The following is a 16,654-nucleotide window of genomic DNA, read 5'->3' on the forward strand; positions in this document are numbered from 1 at the left end:
AAGGGCTTTAAGCCTCTTCGGAGACCTCGACGAACTCGTCGCCGGCGGGAGCAACCGCAGCCAGCACTTCGTTCGTGGCGTTGGCCTTGCCTTCGAGCACGGCGTCAGCAACGGCGCGGGCGTACAGCGCCACAGCCTTGGCCGAGTCGTCGTTGCCGGGGATGACGTAGTCGATGCCGATGGGCGAGTGGTTGGTGTCCACCACGCCGATGACGGGAATGCCGAGCTTCTTGGCTTCGGCAACGGCAATCTTGTGATAGCCGACGTCGATGACGAAGATGGCATCGGGCAGTGCGGTCATGTCCTGGATGCCGCCGATGTTCTTCTCGAGCTTGGCGATGTCGCGCTGGAACATCAGCGCTTCCTTCTTGATCGCGGGCTGGGTGCCGGCGTCAATCTGGGCCTGCATGTCCTTCAGGTTCTTCAGCGAGGTCTTGACCGTCTTGAAGTTGGTCATCATGCCGCCGAGCCAACGCGAGTCGACGTAGGGCATGCCGGCGCGCTGGGCTTCCAGGGCGACGACTTCACGGGCCTGGCGCTTGGTGCCGACCATCAGGATGGTGCCGCGCTTGGCAGCCAGCGAGCGGACGAACTTCATCGCGTCGTTGAACGCAGGCAGCGTCTTCTCGAGGTTGATGATGTGAATCTTGTTGCGATGGCCGTAGATATACGGGGCCATCTTGGGATTCCAGAAGCGGGTTTGGTGGCCGAAATGGACGCCGGCTTCCAGCATCTCGCGCATCGTGACAGACATGGGTCTTACTCCGAAGGTTGTGTCTAAAATCCGGCCCGAATTGCGTTGCAGCATCTGGAAACGCTTGTTTCTCAAGCGAAATCCAGGCCGCAAACTACAACACCTTTGAGTGGCCGGTTTGCGATTTGTTGCGACGGTGGCGACCGAGAAGTTCAGCCACAACACCCTCACAACCGTTCTGCCGAGTCTTGCAACGCCTAAAACAGCGCAGCACCCCCGGCAAAACCCGCAGAGTATACACAAACCCATGGCCTTTCCCAGCCGACGCCGCTTTGCAGCGGCCGCAAGCTTGCCCGTCAGGGCGTCCCTCCGGGTGTGCGCTTGACCCGCCGCGTCGCGGTGGTTGGTGCCGGCCTGGCCGGTGTGACGACGGCCTACGAACTGGCCGCCTTGGGGCTCCAGGTGCAGGTCTTCGAGCGCGGCGGCAGCGTCGCCGAGCAGGCCAGCTTCGCCAGCAACGCCCTGCTCTCGCCCTTTACACCCAACTTGGCAGACACCACGTCACCGGCACCTCTGGCCTTTCGACTTCGTCGTTGGCGCGCGGGGCGCAGCACGGGTGACGCAGCAGGCCAACTTGTTGCGCTGAGCCAGTTGGGTCTGGCCCGTGCCGCAGACCTGCGCCGCGCACTGGGCTTGGACGATGAAGCGACCGATGGCCTTCTCGTCGCGCTGACTGACGCCAAGCGCGTCGCAACTGCCCAGGCCCGCCTGGAGGGTTGGAAGGCCCTGGGCCTGCAGGTCGACCTCATCGAGGCCGGCGAGGCCCGGCTGCGCGAACCCGGCCTGAACGCTGACGCCCCGCTGGCCGCGGCGCTGGCCTTCACCCGCGGCGGTGCCGGCAATCCGCGCCTCTTCGCCCAGCAACTGCGCCTGCAAGCCCAGCGCCTGGGCGCAGGGTTTCGCTTCCACACCACCGTGCGCGCCATCGCCGCCGACGGCACCGGCCTGATGCTGCGCCACGAATACACACCGCCGCTGGAGGCGCCGATCCGCGGCACCGAGCGCGACGCCGGAGACACCCTGCCGCAGCTGCCCGGCGCTCAGGACGAACGCTTCGACGCTGTGGTGTTGTGCAACGGCCTGGACGCCGCCACGTTGTCGGGCCAACGCCTGCCCCTGGCGGCGCAGCACGAAGCCTCGGTCACGGCACCGCTGCGGCTGCTCGAAGCCCATCCCGACCTGGGCCCCAAGGCTGGCTGGATCGACCCGACGCTGGGCCTGGCCATTGCCCGCACCGGCCAGCGCGTACGCGTGACCGGCGGCCTCACCGTCGCCGGCGCCCGAACCCGGGTGACCCCGGACTTCGAAGCCCTGCACCGCGGCCTGCAACACTGGTTCCCTGGCTCGGTGCTGCACAGCCAAGTGCAGCAGAGCCAGAGCCGCCGCGCGCTGCCGGCCGATGGCCTGCCCGTGCTTGGCAGCGGCGGTCGCGCGGGCTTGTGGCTCAACATCTCGCCAGGCGGACTGGGCTGGGGCCTGGCCTGTGGCAGCGCCCAGATCCTGGCCCAGCAGATCGCCGGGCTGGCACCCGCGCTGGACATCGCCGCACTCGGGCCGCAACGACTGCTCTAAGCTCATGGGCATGCATCCGGTGCTGCCCACAACCTCCACGCTGCCGCTGTTCGATGTAGCGGCCAGCCGACGCATCGAGGCGCGCGCGCTCGCCCACTCGCCCGACCTGATGGAACGCGCAGGACTGGCCGTTGCCAAGCTCGCCCTTGCGCTGCGCCGGGGCGCCGGCCCGGTATGGGTGGTCTGCGGCCCCGGCAACAACGGCGGCGACGGCCATGTTGCCGCGCGACGGTTGGCCGAGGTCGGTGTCCCGACCCACGTGAGCCACGATGCGCCGCAGTGCCCTTCCCTCGTCATCGACGCGCTGCTTGGCCTGGGCCTGAATCGCGCGCCCTCACCCGAGCTGCTGGCACCCATCGTCGCAATGGGCAATTGCGGCGCACCCGTCCTCGCCGTTGATCTGCCCAGCGGCCTGCTCGCCGACACCGGCCAGCTCGCAGGCGAACGCGCCGTGCGCGCCGATCACACACTGACACTGCTGACGCTCAAGCCCGGCCTCTTCACCGGCGAGGGACGCGCGCACGCAGGACGGATCTGGTTCGACGAGTTGGGCATTGCACCCGACGAGTCGCCCGCGGCCGACCTGCTCGGCCCGGGCGCTGCCCTGCATCGCAGCCCGACCAGCCACAAGGGCAGCCACGGCCAGGTGCTGGTCGTGGGCGGAGCACCGGGTATGCAGGGCGCCGCCCGGCTGGCCGCCCGCGCGGCCCTGGCCTGTGGCGCGGGACGGGTCTATCTGGACCTGCTGGGGCTCGGCCCCGCCGAGGTCGCTGACTCCGGCTGGCTCGAGTTGATGCGCGGCCGGCTCACGGAGCTGCCGCAGGCAGTGGGCGTCATCGGCTGTGGCGCTGGCGACGCCATCACACCCCATTTGCCCTCACTGCTGCAAACGCTGCCGCGCCTCGTCATCGATGCCGACGCGCTGAACGCCATCGCCGCCGACACAACTCTGCAGTCTCTTGTGCGCACAAGGCCAGCAGGCTCCACGCTGCTGACGCCGCATCCGCTCGAAGCCGCCCGCCTGCTGAATCGCGGCACAACCGCCATTCAGGCCGACCGCCTCGCCGCTGCGCAGGAACTGGCCTTGCAATTGGGCTGCACCGTCGTCCTCAAGGGCTCGGGCAGCGTGATCACCTCACCGGCCGAGCGGCCGGCGCTCTGCGCCAGCGGCGGCCCGGCCCTGGCTACAGCCGGCAGCGGCGACGTGCTGGCCGGCTGGCTGGGCGGGCTGTGGGCTCAGCAACCATCCGCCACGGCTCACGCCATCGCCTGCACCGGCGTGGACGCGCACGGCCGCGCGGGCGAGTACGGCGGCGTGCTGCGCGCCGGCGAGCTCATCGAGCGCCTGGCGGCGCTGCGCTGACGCTCAGCGGCGTTTGCGCGGCGCGGCCTTGGCAGCCGTTTTCTTGGCGGCGCGCTTGGCGGCCTGCTGTGCGGCCTTGACCGGATGCAGGGACGCGACGACTTCCTTGCGGCTCTTCTTCACGTCGCGATCCTGCTGGCGCACATCGTCCAGCGTCTCGACGGCCGTCTTGGGCGCGCGCTTGCGGGCTGGTGTCTTGCCCGGGGCTTTGCCCGTGGGTTTGGATGCCCCGCCGCGCCCGGATGAGCGCGCGTCTTCGGCGTCGCGCACCAGGCGGAAGTCGATGCGCCGGCCGTCCAGGTCAACACGGCTGACCTGCACCTGCACGCGGGCGCCGGTCGCGTAGCGAATGCCAGTGCGCTCGCCACGCAGTTCCTGGCGCACCTCGTCGAAGCGGTAGTACTCGCCGCCCAACTCGGTGATGTGCACCAAGCCCTCGACGTAGAGCGCATCCAGTTGCACGAAGAGGCCGAAGGACGTGACCGCACTGACGGTGCCGGCGAACTCCTCGCCGAGACGGTCGCGCATGTAGCGGCACTTCAGCCAAGCCTCGACATCGCGGCTGGCCTCGTCGGCACGACGCTCGTTGGCGCTGCAATGCGCGCCCACGACCTCCCAGCGCTCGGCCTCGTTGCGGGCGTCTGCCGGGTTGGGCGGCGCTGGCCGGCCGGGGCGCTTGGGCGCCTGCGGCACGTTCATCTTGCTGGCGTCCAGCGTGTAGCGCTTGCTCGCCAGCAGGCATTTGATGACGCGGTGGACCAGCAGGTCGGGATAGCGCCGGATCGGGCTGGTGAAGTGGGTGTAGGCCGGGTAGGCCAGGCCGAAATGGCCGGAATTGGTGCCGGTGTAGATGGCCTGCTGCATGGAGCGCAGCAGCATGGTGTGGATCTGCTGCGCGTCGGGCCTGTCTTTGGTCGCCTGGGCGATCGCCTGGAATTCACGCGGCGTCGGGTCGTCGGACACACCCATGCCAATGCCCAGCGAGCGCAGATAGTTCTGCAGCGTCGTACGCTTCTCGGGCGTCGGACCTTCGTGCACGCGGTAGAGCGAGTGGTGCTTGGACGACTGGATGAAATCGGCCGAGCAGGTGTTCGCGGCCAGCATCGCCTCCTCGATCAGCCGGTGCGCGTCGTTGCGCGTGCGCGGGATGATCTTCTCGATACGGCCGTTGTCGTCGCAGACGATCTGCGTCTCGGTGGTCTCGAAGTCGATGGCGCCACGGCGGCCCCGCTCTGCCAGCAGCGCGCGATAGACCTCGTGCAGATGCAGCAGATGCGGCACCAGCTCGCGGCGCTTGGCGGCCTCGGGGCCATGGGTGTTGGCCAGGACGGCCGCGACCTCGGTGTAGGTGAAGCGGGCGTGTGAGCAGATCACGGCCGGATAGAACTGGTAGGCGCTGACCGTGCCATCGGTGGACACGAGCATGTCGCAGACCATGCTGAGCCGGTCTTCATACGGGTTCAGCGAGCACAGCCCGTTGGACAGCTTCTCGGGCAGCATCGGGATGACACGGCGTGGGAAGTAGACCGACGTCGCCCGTTCGTAGGCATCGGCGTCCAGCGGCTCGCCGGGCTTCACGTAGTGCGACACGTCGGCAATGGCCACCAGCAGGCGCCAGCCCTCGACGGCCTTCTTGCCACGCCCCTGCTTGAAGGGTTCGCAGTAGACGGCGTCGTCGAAGTCGCGCGCATCCTCGCCATCGATGGTGACCAGCGGCACGTCGCGCAGGTCGATGCGGTGCTTGAGATCGGCGGCGCGCAGCTTCTCAGGCAGCTTGGCGCTCTGCGTCAACGTTTCGGGGCTGAAGCGATGCGGCACGTCGTACTTGCGCACCGCGATCTCGATCTCCATGCCGGGATCGTCGATCTCGCCGAGCACTTCGACGACACGACCGACAGGTTGCGAGTACAGCGACGGCGGCTCAGTCAACTCGACAGCAACAACCTGCCCTGCGGTCGCGTTGGCGATGCCGTTCTTGGGGATCAGGATGTCCTGGCCCATGCGCCGGTCCTCGGGCGCAACCAGCCAGATACCGGACTCGAGCAACAGGCGGCCGATCAGCGGCCGCTTCTTGCGCTCGAGGATCTCGAGCACCTTGCCCTCCGGACGACCGCGCTTGTCGAAGCGCACGACGCGCACGCGCAGCCGGTCGCCGTGCATGACGGCATGCGTTTCCTGCGACGACAGATAGACGTCGGCGGCACCGTCGTCGGGGATCAGGAAACCATGGCCATCGCGATGACCCTGCAACGTGCCTTCGACTTCGCCGAGCAGGCCGGCACCTTCGCCCTTAGTCGACGGGTTTGAGTTCTTCAAGTTTTTAATGATATGATCCTTGCTTTCCTGAAACGGCCCAGGCACTTCGTTTGAAGTCTTGAGCAACTAGCCCAGGTGGCGGAATTGGTAGACGCACTAGTTTCAGGTACTAGCGGGTAACTCCGTGGAGGTTCGAGTCCTCTCCTGGGCACCAAAACAAAAGACAAAAGGCCAGCACGCAAGTGCTGGCCTTTTGTCTTTTGGCGCCCAGGAGAGGACTCGAAGGGCACGTCACCGAGGACCGAGGGCAAGCCCCGCGGCTTGCCCGACGCCTCGATGAAGGCTTCGCGCTTGCAAGCGCGAAGCCGCCTGCCGGGGTCGCCGGAGGTGACCGAGCCCCCGCCGATGCGCCCTCGATGGGCGCTTCGGCGAGTGGTGGCACAAACCGAGTTCTGTCGTGCCACGCCCTCGTTCCCCTCAAACAGCGAACTTCTTCGCCAGCAGCTCCGGCCCCATGCCGTCGTACTCCTCGAACGGCTGATGGATCCACGGCGAGGTTTCCAGCATCTCGCAGTAGTAGTCCGGCATGTAGGCAGAAACCTTTTTGGTCCAGATGACCGCCGAGCGCAACTCGGTGATGGACGGCATGCCGCGCAGGCGCTCCACCACGGCCTTCAGCGTGACGCCCGAATCGGCCAGGTCATCCACCAGCAGCACGCGGCCGGCCAGTTCGCCCTTGGGCATGGTGATGTACTTGGCCATGTCCAGGCGACCCTGGATGGTGCCGGCCTCGGCGCGGTAGGAGCTGGTCGACATGATGCCCAGGGGCTTGTCGAAGACGCGCGACAGCACGTCGCCCGGGCGCATGCCACCGCGGGCCAGGCAGAGGATCTGGTCGAACTGCCAGCCCGAAGCGTGCACCTTGAGGGCCAGGCGCTCGGTCAGCAGGTGGTACTCGTCCCAGGACACGTAGAGGTGTTTGCCGTCGTCGGTCAGCATGATGGCGGGGTCTCCGTCGAATAGGTTTGAAGTGTCGGGCGAATTTCAGGACGAATAGGGGTGGCGCAGCACGATGGTGTGCTCGCGGTCGGGGCCGGTCGAGACCATGTCGATGGGCGCGCCGATGACTTCTTCCACGCGCTTCAGATAGCTGCGCGCATTGGCCGGCAACTTGTCCCAGGCAGTGACGCCGAAGGTCGTCTCGGGCCAGCCCGGAAAGGTCTCGAACACGGGCTCGCAGGCCTCGATCTCGTCGGCGTCCAGCGGCAGGATGTCGAGCAGCTTGCCATCGAGCTGGTAGCCCACGCACATCTTGATCTCGGTCAGGCCGTCCAGCACGTCCAGCTTGGTCAGGCACAGGCCGGTGATGCCATTGATGATGATGGAGCGCTTCAGCGCAGCGGCGTCCAGCCAGCCGCAGCGGCGCGCGCGGCCGGTCACGGTGCCGCGCTCCTGGCCGACGGTGGACAGGTGGTAGCCCACGGTCCCGGGCGTTTCCCAGTCCAGCTCGGTCGGGAAGGGCCCGGAGCCCACGCGCGTCGTGTAGGCCTTGGTGATGCCCAACATGTAGTGCAGCATCTGCGGGCCGACGCCAGCGCCGGCGGCGGCATTGCCGGCCACGCAATTGCTGGACGTCACGTAGGGATAGGTGCCGTGGTCGATGTCCAGCAGCGTGCCCTGGGCGCCTTCGAACAGGATGTTGGCGCCAGCCTTGCTCGCTTTGTGGATCATGTAGCCGACGTCGGCCAGCATGGGCTTGATGGCTTCGGCCATCTTCATCGCCTGCTCGAAGATGGGCTCGAAGCCCAGCGGCTCGCCCTTCAGATAGCCCGACAGCGCGAAGTTGTGCAGGTCCAGCAGCTCGCGCAGCTTCTTGGCGAAGCGCTCGGGGTGCTTCAGGTCCTGGGCACGCAGCGCGCGGCGGGCGACCTTGTCCTCGTAGGCCGGGCCGATGCCCTTGCCGGTGGTGCCGATCTTGCCGCTGCCGCTGGTCTCGCGCAGCTGTTCGCGCGCCTTGTCCACGGCGACGTGGAAGGGCAGGATCAGCGGGCAGGACTCGCTGATGAACAGGCGCGAACGCACCTCGACGCCGGCCGCTTCCAGGCGCTCGATCTCGGTCAGCAGATGGGTGGGGTCCACCACGACGCCATTGCCGATGTAGCAGGCCACGCCGTCGCGCATGATGCCGCTGGGGATCAACTGCAGCGCGGTCTTCACGCCCTTGATGACCAGCGTGTGGCCTGCGTTGTGGCCGCCCTGGAAGCGCACCACGCCCTGGGCGTGATCCGTCATCCAGTCCACGACCTTGCCCTTGCCCTCGTCACCCCATTGGGTGCCGACGACGACCACATTGCGTCCACGCGCGGTTTGGCTCTGCATCTTGTTTGCCTGCTAGCTTTGGATTGGGAAGGGCCGCCGGCGCTCAAAGCGCGCGGACGATCCAGTCAGTGTGCTCGCGAACCAGTTCGCGGTCACAGTCGAATTCATCGGCCTCGTGCTCATGGCCCGGCAGCACGCAGACCACGGTCTCGCCCTGCTCACGCAAGGCCCGTACAGCCTGGCGCAGTGAAGCATCCTCGCCCCACGGCGCGCGCACGGCGGCGCGCAAAGGCGTGGCCGGCACCAGGGCCACCAGCGTCTTCAGGTCCAGACTGAAGCCGACGGCCGGGCGGCGGCGGCCGAAAGCGGCACCGACCTCGTCATAGCGCCCGCCGCGCAGCACGGCGTCGGAGCAGCCCGAGGCATAGGCGGCGAAGCGGATGCCGGTGTAGTAGGCATAGCCCTGCAGGTCGGCCAGGTCAAAGCCCAGGCTGACCTCGGGATGAACAGCAGCCAGATGGCCGGCCAGCCAGTCCAGGTCGGCCAGGGCCGCCTTGACGAGCGGGTGATCCGGCAGGCGCCGCGCTGCCTCTGCCAGCACTTCCCGGCCACCGAACAGACTGGGCAAGGCCAGCAAAGCATCGCGTGTGACGGCCGGCATGCCCGTGCTCAGCGCGGCCAGTGCGGAGAGGTCCTTGGCGGCCAGCGCCGCCGTCAGCGCTTCCAGCGTCTCGGGAGCCAGCTTGATGCCTTCCAGCACGCCTTGCAGCAGGCGTGCATCGCCAAGGTCCAGCATCACGTCGCTCAAGCCGGCTCGGCGCAGCGCGTCCAAGGCCAATTCATGCACCTCAAGGTCGGCTTCCAGGCCGGCATGGCCATAGATCTCGACACCGAACTGCAAGGGCTCGCGGCTGGTGTTGAGGCCATCCGGCCGCGTGTGCGCGATGGGCCCGCAGTAGCACAGGCGAGTCACGCCCTGGCGGTTCAGCAGGTGGGCGTCGATGCGGGCGACCTGGGGCGTCGTATCGGCACGCAGGCCAAGCGACCGGCCCGAGAGCTGGTCAACCAGCTTGAAGAGCTTGATTTCGGAGCCACTGCCCGTGCCGGAAAGCAGCGAGTCGAGATGCTCCAGCAGCGGCGGAATGACGAGCTCGCAGCCGTAGCTGCGGGCCATGTCGAGCAGTTCTCTACGCAGCTCTTCGATGTGGCGCGCCTGCGAAGGCAGGACATCGGCGATGTGCTCGGGCAGCAGCCAAGCAGAGGACATGGGCGAAGGCAGGCGGTTAAAAACGGCATTCTACCGGTGCCTCCCGGGCCCAGCCTTCAGATCAGCGCAACCAGAGCAGTCCGAACACACCCATCAGGATGCTGGCCAGGCCGATGAAACGAATCTGCCCATCGCTCATCGCCAGGATGCGGCTGAAGACCTCGCGCCAGCGCGCCGGGCTGAGCAGGGGCATCAGCCCCTCGATGACCATCACCAGCGCGAGCGCGGTGAGGAGTTCGTTCACTTGCGCGCCGGTGCGGCGGCGGCCGCGGCGCCGGAGCCCCGCATGGCCTTGAAGAAGTCGCTGGATGGATCGACCACCATCACGTCGCTCTTCCTGCTGAAGCTGGCGCGGTAGGCCTCCAGCGAGCGGTAGAACTGGGCGAACTGGGGATCACGGCCAAAGGCTTCGGCGTACAGGGCAGAGGCCTTGGCGTCGCCCTCGCCTTTGATGAGCTGGGCATCACGGAAGGCCTCGGCAACGATGATTTCGCGCTGGCGATCAGCATCGGCCTTGATCTGCTCGCCCTCGGCGGAGCCGGTGGACCTGGCCTCGGCGGCCACGCGCTTGCGTTCCGAATCCATGCGGCGGTAGACCGACTCGGTGATGCTGGCCGCGAAGTCCACACGCTTGATGCGCACGTCAACGACCTCGATGCCGAACTGCTTGGCCTCGTCGGCCAGGCGTTTGCGCACGTCCTGCATGATCTTCTCGCGCTCGGTGGCCAGCACGGCGATGACGGTGCGCTTGGTCACTTCATCGTTGAAGGCCGCCTGCACGACAGGCACCAGGCGGTTCTCGACGTTGCGCATGTCAGCGCCGCTGTTGCGGATGAACTGGCGTGGCTCGGCGACGCGCCACTTGATGAGCCAGTCGATGACCAGGCTCTTCTTTTCAGCTGTGAAGACGGGCCGCGACTCGGTGCTGTCAAGCGTCTGCACGCGGCGGTCCAGCAGCACGACGTTTTGCAGCGGCGGCGGCAGCTTGAACTTCAGGCCCGGCTCGGTAACGACTTCCTTGATCTCGCCGAGCGCATAGATGACGGCGAACTGGCGCYGGTCGACGATGAAGAGCATCGACGACAGCAGCATCAGGACGACGATGGCGCCGGCGACGATGGCGGCAATACGGTTCATTCGGATGGTCCTCGATCAGCGGCCGTCGCGGCTGCGCTGGTTGTCACGGCTGCGCAGGTCGTTGGCACTGGGCAGCGTCTGCGGCTCGGGCACGGTGGTCGGCTGCGGTGCCGACACGGTCACGGTGCCGCTGCTGCCTTGCTGCAGCAGCTTGTCCAGCGGCAGGTAGAGCAGGTTGGAGCCGCTCTTGCTGTCCACCATCACCTTGCTGACGTTGGTGTAGACCTGCTGCATCGCGTCGATGTAGAGGCGGTCGCGCGTGACCTGGGGCGCCTTCTGGTACTCGGTCAGCACGCTCTTGAAGCGCGCCGCATCGCCCTCGGCCGTTGCGATGACACGGGCCTTGTAGCCCTCGGCCTGCTCGCGCAACCGGGCGGCATCGCCTCGCGCACTCGGGATCTTGTCGTTCGCGTACGCCTGGGCCTCGTTCTTCAACTGCTCGCGGTTGGCGTTGGCCTTCTGCACGTCGTCAAACGCCGCCTGAACCTGCTCGGGCGGCTGCACGCTCTGGACATTGACATTGACGACCTGAATGCCGGCCTTCAGGCGATCCAGCTGGACCTGGATGGACTTGACCAGGTCAGCGGCGATAGCGTCGCGCTGCTCATAGAGCACCGAATCCATCGTGCTCTTGCCGACGATCTCGCGCACCGCCGACTCTGCGGCCAGCAGCACGGCCTGCTCGGGGTCACGGTTCTCGAACAGGAAGTCGCGCAGGTCACGGATGGTGAACTGCACCGTGAAGCGGATATCGACGATGTTCTCGTCCTGCGTCAGCATGGACGAGTCGCGCAGGCCGGTGGCGGCGACGACCGAACTGCGCCCAACCTCGACCTGGCGCAGCTGCGAGACCGGCTGGATCTCATGCGCCTGGAAGGGATAGGGCAGGCGCCACTGGAAACCAGCTTCGACCGTCTTGCTGTACTTGCCGAAGGAAGTGATGACGCCCTGCTGGCCTTCCTGCACGATGAAGAAGCCGCTGGCCAGCCAGCCCAAAACGACAACGCCGGCGATGAGGCTCAGGCCAATACCGGCGCCCTTCATGTCGGGCGAGCCACCGGAGCCGCTGGGGCCGGATGGCCCGCTGGACTTGCCACCGAACATGCCCGAGAGCTTGCGATTGAATTCGCGCCAGAGCTCATCGAGATCGGGCGGGCCGTCGTTGCGGCCGTTGTTCAGCAACCGGCTCGCGGCACGGGCGACCGGCGTCATCAGACGCTGGGCCCAGGTGCTGCGGGGCGTGGTGTGAGGAGTGCTGCTCATGCCTGGGAGGGGTCTGAGGAAGAAGTTTCGGGATCCGACGAATCAGTGTCGAAACGTGGGTCCCGTTCGTCGGGAATCAAGGGCTGGACCTGCATGGCGGTCGCAATCAGCTGGCGCAACTCGGCAAGTCCGCTGCCATCCAGGGCGCTGACGAAGACTCGCGGCGTCGGCTCGGTACTGCCATTGGCGCGCAGCACGGCGTCGACGATGTCGCGCGGGCGCTGATCGCCGGGCAGCAGGTCCTGCTTGTTGTAAACCAGGATCTGCGGCACGTCGGCCGCACCGATCTCGGCCAGCACGCGCTCGACCTCCGCCATCTGTTCCTCCAGCACCGGGCTGGCGGCATCAACGACATGCAGCAGCAGGTCGGCGTCGGCCGCCTCCTGCAGCGTGGCGCGAAAGGCCTCGACGAGCTTGTGCGGCAGGTCGCGGATGAAGCCCACGGTGTCAGACAGCGAGACGCTGGCCGCGGCCTGCTCCAGGTAGAGGGAGCGCGTCGTCGTGTCCAGCGTCGCGAACAGCTGGTTGGCCGCATAGGCGCGCGCCTTGGTCAGCGCGTTGAACAGCGTGCTCTTGCCGGCGTTCGTGTAGCCGACCAGCGAAACCTTGAAGACGCCATTGCGCGAGCGCGCCTTGCGCTGCGTGCCGCGCTGGCGCTGCACCTGCTTCAGGCGTTCCTTGGTCTTCTTGATACGCTCGTCGATCATGCGGCGGTCCAGCTCGATCTGAGCCTCGCCGGGGCCGCCGCGCATGCCGATGCCACCACTCTGGCGCTCCAGGTGGCTCCAGCGCCGCACCAGGCGCGTGGCCAGGTATTGCAGGCGCGCGAGTTCGACCTGCAGCTTGCCCTCGTGGCTTTGCGCACGGGCGGCAAAGATCTCGAGAATCAGCGCGGTGCGGTCGGCGACGGGCACGCCGAGCACGCGCTCCAGGTTGCGCTGCTGGGCCGGCGAAATGGCCTGATCGAACAGCACCGTGTGCGCCTGGTGGGCCAGCACGAGCAACTTGATCTCGTCGGCCTTGCCGGAGCCCACGAAAAGGGCGGCGTCAGGCGCCGGGCGGCGGGCGATGACCTTGGCGACGGGCGTGTCACCGGCGGATTCCGCCAGCAGGGCCAGTTCATCCAGGCTCTCGTCAAAACCCTGGGCGTTGCGGTGACGACCGAAATCGACACCCACAAGAATGGCGCGCGCCGCCTCGGAGGGCGGCGTCGCGTCGTGGGCAGAGGTCGAGGACAAGGGGTGGGGATCAGGCGTCCGCGGGAGCGTCGCCGGCGTGGAAGTTGACCGCACGGCCCGGCACGACAGTCGAGATCGCGTGCTTGTAGACCATCTGCGTCACAGTGTTGCGCAGCAGGACGACGTACTGGTCAAACGATTCGATGTGGCCTTGGAGCTTGATGCCGTTCACGAGGTAGATCGAAACGGGCACATGCTCTTTGCGGAGCAGGTTCAAAAAGGGGTCCTGCAAAAGTTGGCCTTTGTTGCTCATCGGTATGCTCCGAGTTATTCGGGGGGATGGGGGGACTACGGGTAAGACCTTAACACAGCGTCTCAGGCCCTCCAGAGGTCAGCCTAGGTCTTTTCGTCGAAGGGATTCTTCGAAGAACGCAGCTCGATCTTCAGCGGCGTTCCGACCAGCTTGTAGTGCGCGCGGATGCGGCCTTCCAGATAGCGCTTGTAGACCTCGGTGACACCGTCCAGCGCATTGCCGTGGATGACGACGATGGGCGGGTTCTGGCCGCCTTGGTGGGCATAGCGCATCTTGGGGCGCGAAACCCCCGAGCGCTTGGGCTGCTGATGCTCCGTGGCTTCCTGGATGAGGCGGGTCAGCACCGGCGTCGTCATCTTGCGGTAGGCCGAGGCGTAGGCGTCGGCCAGCGAATTCCAGACCGCCGACAGGCCCTGGCGCTTCAGCGCCGAGATGTTGTGCATCGGCGCGAACTTCAGGAAGGTCAGACGCTGCTCGATCTGGCGCTGCAGCGTCTCACGCTGGTAGCTGTCGACGGCGTCCCACTTGTTGAGCGCAAGCACCACCGCACGGCCGCTGTCGAGGATGTAGCCGGCGATGTGGGCATCCTGGTCGGTCACGCCCTGGGTCGCGTCCAGCAGCAGCAGCACGACGTGCGCGTCGGCAATCGCCTGAAGCGTCTTGACGACCGAGAACTTCTCGATGGCCTCGAAGACCTTGCCCTTGCGGCGCAAGCCGGCCGTGTCGATGAGCTTGAATTTCTGGCCGTTGCGCTCGAAATCGACCGAGATCGCGTCGCGGGTCGTGCCCGGCATGTCGAAGGCGACGAGGCGCTCTTCGCCCAGCCAGGTGTTGATCAGCGTGCTCTTGCCGACGTTGGGCCGGCCGGCCACGGCCAGGCGGATGACGCCGTCCTGCTGCGGCCCGGCACCGAATTCCTCGCTGGCGTCCTCGAAGGGCTCCAGCACCGCGTCCAGCAGGCTGCGGATGCCCTGGCCATGGGCCGACGAGATCGGATGCGGTTCGCCCATGCCGAGCTCATGGAACTCGGCCAGCAAAGGCGATTCGCTCATGCCCTCGGCCTTGTTGACGGCCAGATGCACGCGCTTGTTGACGCTGCGCAGATAGCGCGCAATGTCGCTGTCGTGCGCCGACAAACCCAGGCGGATATCGACGACGAAGATGACCGCATCGGCCTCGGCCACGGCCTGCTTGGTCTGCTTGGCCATCTCCTTGACGATGCCGGTGCTGCTGTCGGGCTCGAAGCCGCCGGTGTCGATGCAGATGAACTCGCGGTCGCCCATGCGGCCGTCGCCGTAGTGGCGGTCGCGCGTCAGGCCGGCGAAGTCGGCCACGATGGCGTCGCGCGACTTGGTCAGGCGGTTGAACAGCGTCGACTTGCCCACATTGGGGCGGCCGACCAGGGCAATGACAGGTTTCATTCGGCGGTGATCGCGAATAGGCCGCCGCTCTTGGTCGCAACGAGGGCCGTATCGCCCTGCAGCGCGATCGTGACGACCGGCGAGCCGTCGGTGGCCAGGCGTGAGCGCGTCTTGCCGGTGTCGCGGTCGATCAGATGGATCTGGCCCTCGAAGTCGCCGATCAGCACCTGCTTGGCCGTCACCACGGGTTCGGACAGCTTGCGGCGCTGGAACTGGTCCGCCGACCAGGCGAGGTCGCCGTTGGCCAGCTTCCAGGCCGACAGGCGGTCGGAGGCGTCGCCGGCGACGACGACCTGGGCGTCAGCGCCGATGCCGTTGGTGCCACCGACGACGCGGTTCCACAGTGCGCTGCCGCGCTCGGCGTTCACGCAACCCACCGAGGACTGGAAAGCGCGCGCGCAAATCACCTCGCCCTGGCGCACAGCCGGGCCAACCAGGTCGGCCAAGCGCTCGACTTCATTCGTGCCACGCGGCGTGGCCACGCTGGCTTCCCAGCGCAACTGGCCCTTGACAGGGTCGACACCGGCCAGGCGCGGGCCTTGGCCGACCACCAGTGTGTCCTTGTAGGCCAGCAGCACACCGGCCTTGGCCAGCGTCAGCGGCTCGCCGGGGCGCTTCAGCTCCCAGATCTTGCGGCCATCCAGCGCGTCGAAGGCCAGCACCTGGCGGTCCAGCGTTAGCGTGAAGACACGCTCGCCAGCCACCAAGGGCGCAGCGACGACGGGCGTCGGCAGGGCCTTCTTCCAGGCCACCTTGCCGTTGTCCAGCACGACCAGTTCGTTGTCGCGGTTGACGACAGCGGCAAAGCGGCCATCGCTGCCGATCCCGGCCGACAGCTTGGCGCCCACATCGCCGCGCCAAAGCTCGCGGCCATCGGCGGCGGCCAGCGCGCGCACGCTGCCATCGCTGCTGGCGACGACGAAGCGGTCACCAGGCGTCGCGATGCTGAGCGGGAAGCCGATGTTGTCGCCCTTGGCGCTCCAGACGATGCGGCCGCTCGCCGGGCCGGACAGGGTCTCCAGCGCAGCCGGCTTGTCCTTCTCGCTGCCGAACCAGGAGGTCCACGTCGAGCTGATCGTGGAACAGCCGGTCAGCGAAGCCGCCAGCAGCGAGATCAGGGCAACCCGCCTCATTGCGCGGCTCCGGCGGCTTCGACGGCGGTCGGCACACCCAGCGTCGCCAGCTTGGCCTCGACGATGCGGCGGTAGTCCTGGGTCTTCTCCAGGCCAGCCAGGGCCTTCTGGTACTCGGCCTTGGCGGCATCGCGCTTGTCCTGCAACAGCAGCAGGTCGCCACGGCGGTCAGCCACCAGCGCAGCGAACTCGGTCGTCTTGATCGCGTCCAGCGTCTTGGCGGCCTCGTCATAGGCCTTGGCATCGAGCTGCAGGCCGGCCAGGCGCAGGCGGGCCACGTCGCGGTAGGGGCCGCCCTCGGCGCCCTGTTCGGCCACCCAGGTCAGGCTCTGTTTGGCGTCGTCGGCCTTGCCCTTGTCGAGCTGCAGCTTGGCAACCTGCAACCCGGCCTGGGCCGCATAACCGGTGCCGCCGTAACGGGCTTTCAGGTCGCCCGCGGCGATGGCGGCCTTGTCGACGTCCTGGGCGGTCAGGGCCCGGTCGAATTCGTCATACATCGCGGCGGCCTTGGCGGCCTGGTCGCGCTGGTACATCTGCCAGCCCTGCCAGGCGGCAAAGGCGGCCAGGACGGCGGTCAGTACCCAGGTGATGAGATTGCCCCAGCGCTTCCAGAACGCTTTGAGTTGTTCAAGTTGTTCTTGTTCTTCGAGGTCGAGATGGGCGGCCATGGGAAAACTT

At 67.1% G+C, this 16,654-nt stretch carries 15 protein-coding genes and 1 tRNA gene; 3 read left to right on the forward strand and 13 right to left on the reverse strand.

Annotation, left to right across the window (positions count from 1 at the left end):
* Positions 1 to 7: 7 nt before the first annotated feature.
* On the reverse strand, positions 8 to 754 hold the full coding sequence (rpsB, locus tag ACXJLH_RS07995; protein ID WP_056198145.1) for a 30S ribosomal protein S2: 747 nt from the start codon (positions 752 to 754) through the stop codon (positions 8 to 10).
* Between the two features lie 321 nt (positions 755 to 1,075).
* On the opposite strand from rpsB, the gene ACXJLH_RS08000 reads away from it, so the two are divergent.
* Positions 1,076 to 2,326 carry an NAD(P)/FAD-dependent oxidoreductase gene (locus tag ACXJLH_RS08000; RefSeq protein WP_457443341.1) on the forward strand — a complete coding sequence of 417 codons (1,251 nt, stop codon included), beginning with the start codon at positions 1,076 to 1,078 and terminating at the stop codon, positions 2,324 to 2,326.
* Positions 2,327 to 2,330: 4 nt separating this feature from the next.
* Positions 2,331 to 3,689, forward strand: a complete 1,359-nt coding sequence (locus ACXJLH_RS08005) for an NAD(P)H-hydrate dehydratase (protein WP_457443343.1) — start codon at positions 2,331 to 2,333, stop codon at positions 3,687 to 3,689.
* 3 nt (positions 3,690 to 3,692) lie between these two features.
* On the opposite strand, the gene rnr is transcribed toward ACXJLH_RS08005, so the two are convergent.
* On the reverse strand, positions 3,693 to 6,005 hold the full coding sequence (gene rnr, locus ACXJLH_RS08010) for a ribonuclease R (RefSeq protein WP_056198149.1): 2,313 nt from the start codon (positions 6,003 to 6,005) through the stop codon (positions 3,693 to 3,695).
* A 69-nt stretch (positions 6,006 to 6,074) separates the two neighbouring features.
* Between rnr and ACXJLH_RS08015 the strand changes: the two genes are divergently transcribed.
* A tRNA-Leu gene (locus ACXJLH_RS08015) sits at positions 6,075 to 6,159 on the forward strand.
* A gap of 263 nt (positions 6,160 to 6,422) precedes the next feature.
* Here the strand turns inward: ACXJLH_RS08015 and ACXJLH_RS08020 are convergent.
* From ACXJLH_RS08020 to ACXJLH_RS08070, 11 genes are all read right to left on the reverse strand, one after another.
* Positions 6,423 to 6,944, reverse strand: a complete 522-nt coding sequence (locus ACXJLH_RS08020) for a phosphoribosyltransferase (protein ID WP_056198151.1) — start codon at positions 6,942 to 6,944, stop codon at positions 6,423 to 6,425.
* Between the two features lie 45 nt (positions 6,945 to 6,989).
* Positions 6,990 to 8,324, reverse strand: a complete 1,335-nt coding sequence (locus tag ACXJLH_RS08025; protein WP_457443345.1) for an adenylosuccinate synthase — start codon at positions 8,322 to 8,324, stop codon at positions 6,990 to 6,992.
* Between the two features lie 43 nt (positions 8,325 to 8,367).
* Positions 8,368 to 9,531: an ATP phosphoribosyltransferase regulatory subunit gene (locus tag ACXJLH_RS08030; protein ID WP_056198155.1), complete on the reverse strand. Its 1,164-nt coding sequence runs from the start codon at positions 9,529 to 9,531 to the stop codon at positions 8,368 to 8,370.
* 61 nt (positions 9,532 to 9,592) lie between these two features.
* Positions 9,593 to 9,775 (reverse strand): DUF2065 domain-containing protein, encoded by a 183-nt coding sequence (locus ACXJLH_RS08035; RefSeq protein ID WP_056198157.1) that lies wholly within the window; start codon positions 9,773 to 9,775, stop codon positions 9,593 to 9,595.
* On the reverse strand, positions 9,772 to 10,668 hold the full coding sequence (hflC, locus tag ACXJLH_RS08040; RefSeq protein WP_457443347.1) for a protease modulator HflC: 897 nt from the start codon (positions 10,666 to 10,668) through the stop codon (positions 9,772 to 9,774). The genes ACXJLH_RS08035 and hflC overlap by 4 nt, the downstream gene beginning before the upstream one ends.
* A gap of 15 nt (positions 10,669 to 10,683) precedes the next feature.
* Positions 10,684 to 11,931, reverse strand: coding sequence for an FtsH protease activity modulator HflK (hflK, locus tag ACXJLH_RS08045; RefSeq protein WP_157281646.1), 1,248 nt, complete (start codon positions 11,929 to 11,931; stop codon positions 10,684 to 10,686).
* Complete coding sequence (gene hflX, locus ACXJLH_RS08050; protein WP_457443349.1) at positions 11,928 to 13,169, reverse strand: GTPase HflX; 1,242 nt, start codon at positions 13,167 to 13,169, stop codon at positions 11,928 to 11,930. Before hflX ends, hflK begins: the two co-directional genes overlap by 4 nt.
* Positions 13,170 to 13,179: 10 nt before the next feature.
* Entirely contained in the window at positions 13,180 to 13,422 is a 243-nt protein-coding gene (hfq, locus tag ACXJLH_RS08055) for an RNA chaperone Hfq (RefSeq protein WP_056198163.1), read from the reverse strand.
* Positions 13,423 to 13,505: 83 nt separating this feature from the next.
* Positions 13,506 to 14,843: a ribosome biogenesis GTPase Der gene (gene der / locus ACXJLH_RS08060; RefSeq protein ID WP_457443351.1), complete on the reverse strand. Its 1,338-nt coding sequence runs from the start codon at positions 14,841 to 14,843 to the stop codon at positions 13,506 to 13,508.
* Entirely contained in the window at positions 14,840 to 15,976 is a 1,137-nt protein-coding gene (bamB, locus tag ACXJLH_RS08065) for an outer membrane protein assembly factor BamB (RefSeq protein WP_457443353.1), read from the reverse strand. Before bamB ends, der begins: the two co-directional genes overlap by 4 nt.
* Positions 15,973 to 16,644, reverse strand: coding sequence for a YfgM family protein (locus ACXJLH_RS08070; RefSeq protein WP_457443355.1), 672 nt, complete (start codon positions 16,642 to 16,644; stop codon positions 15,973 to 15,975). The genes bamB and ACXJLH_RS08070 overlap by 4 nt, the downstream gene beginning before the upstream one ends.
* Positions 16,645 to 16,654: the final 10 nt, after the last annotated feature.

The sequence above is a fragment of the Roseateles sp. P5_E4 genome (assembly GCF_054049255.1).

Bases quoted from the DNA above. Each gene is read 5' to 3' on its own strand.
- ACXJLH_RS08025 (WP_457443345.1), bottom strand. From the start codon at position 8,324: ATGCAGAGCCAAACCGCGCGTGGACGCAATGTGGTCGTCGTCGGCACC.
- der (WP_457443351.1), bottom strand. From the start codon at position 14,843: ATGAAACCTGTCATTGCCCTGGTCGGCCGCCCCAATGTGGGCAAGTCG.
- ACXJLH_RS08020 (WP_056198151.1), bottom strand. From the start codon at position 6,944: ATGCTGACCGACGACGGCAAACACCTCTACGTGTCCTGGGACGAGTAC.
- ACXJLH_RS08005 (WP_457443343.1), top strand. From the start codon at position 2,331: ATGGGCATGCATCCGGTGCTGCCCACAACCTCCACGCTGCCGCTGTTC.
- ACXJLH_RS08030 (WP_056198155.1), bottom strand. From the start codon at position 9,531: ATGTCCTCTGCTTGGCTGCTGCCCGAGCACATCGCCGATGTCCTGCCT.
- ACXJLH_RS08070 (WP_457443355.1), bottom strand. From the start codon at position 16,644: ATGGCCGCCCATCTCGACCTCGAAGAACAAGAACAACTTGAACAACTC.
- hfq (WP_056198163.1), bottom strand. From the start codon at position 13,422: ATGAGCAACAAAGGCCAACTTTTGCAGGACCCCTTTTTGAACCTGCTC.
- bamB (WP_457443353.1), bottom strand. From the start codon at position 15,976: ATGAGGCGGGTTGCCCTGATCTCGCTGCTGGCGGCTTCGCTGACCGGC.
- hflK (WP_157281646.1), bottom strand. From the start codon at position 11,931: ATGAGCAGCACTCCTCACACCACGCCCCGCAGCACCTGGGCCCAGCGT.
- rpsB (WP_056198145.1), bottom strand. From the start codon at position 754: ATGTCTGTCACGATGCGCGAGATGCTGGAAGCCGGCGTCCATTTCGGC.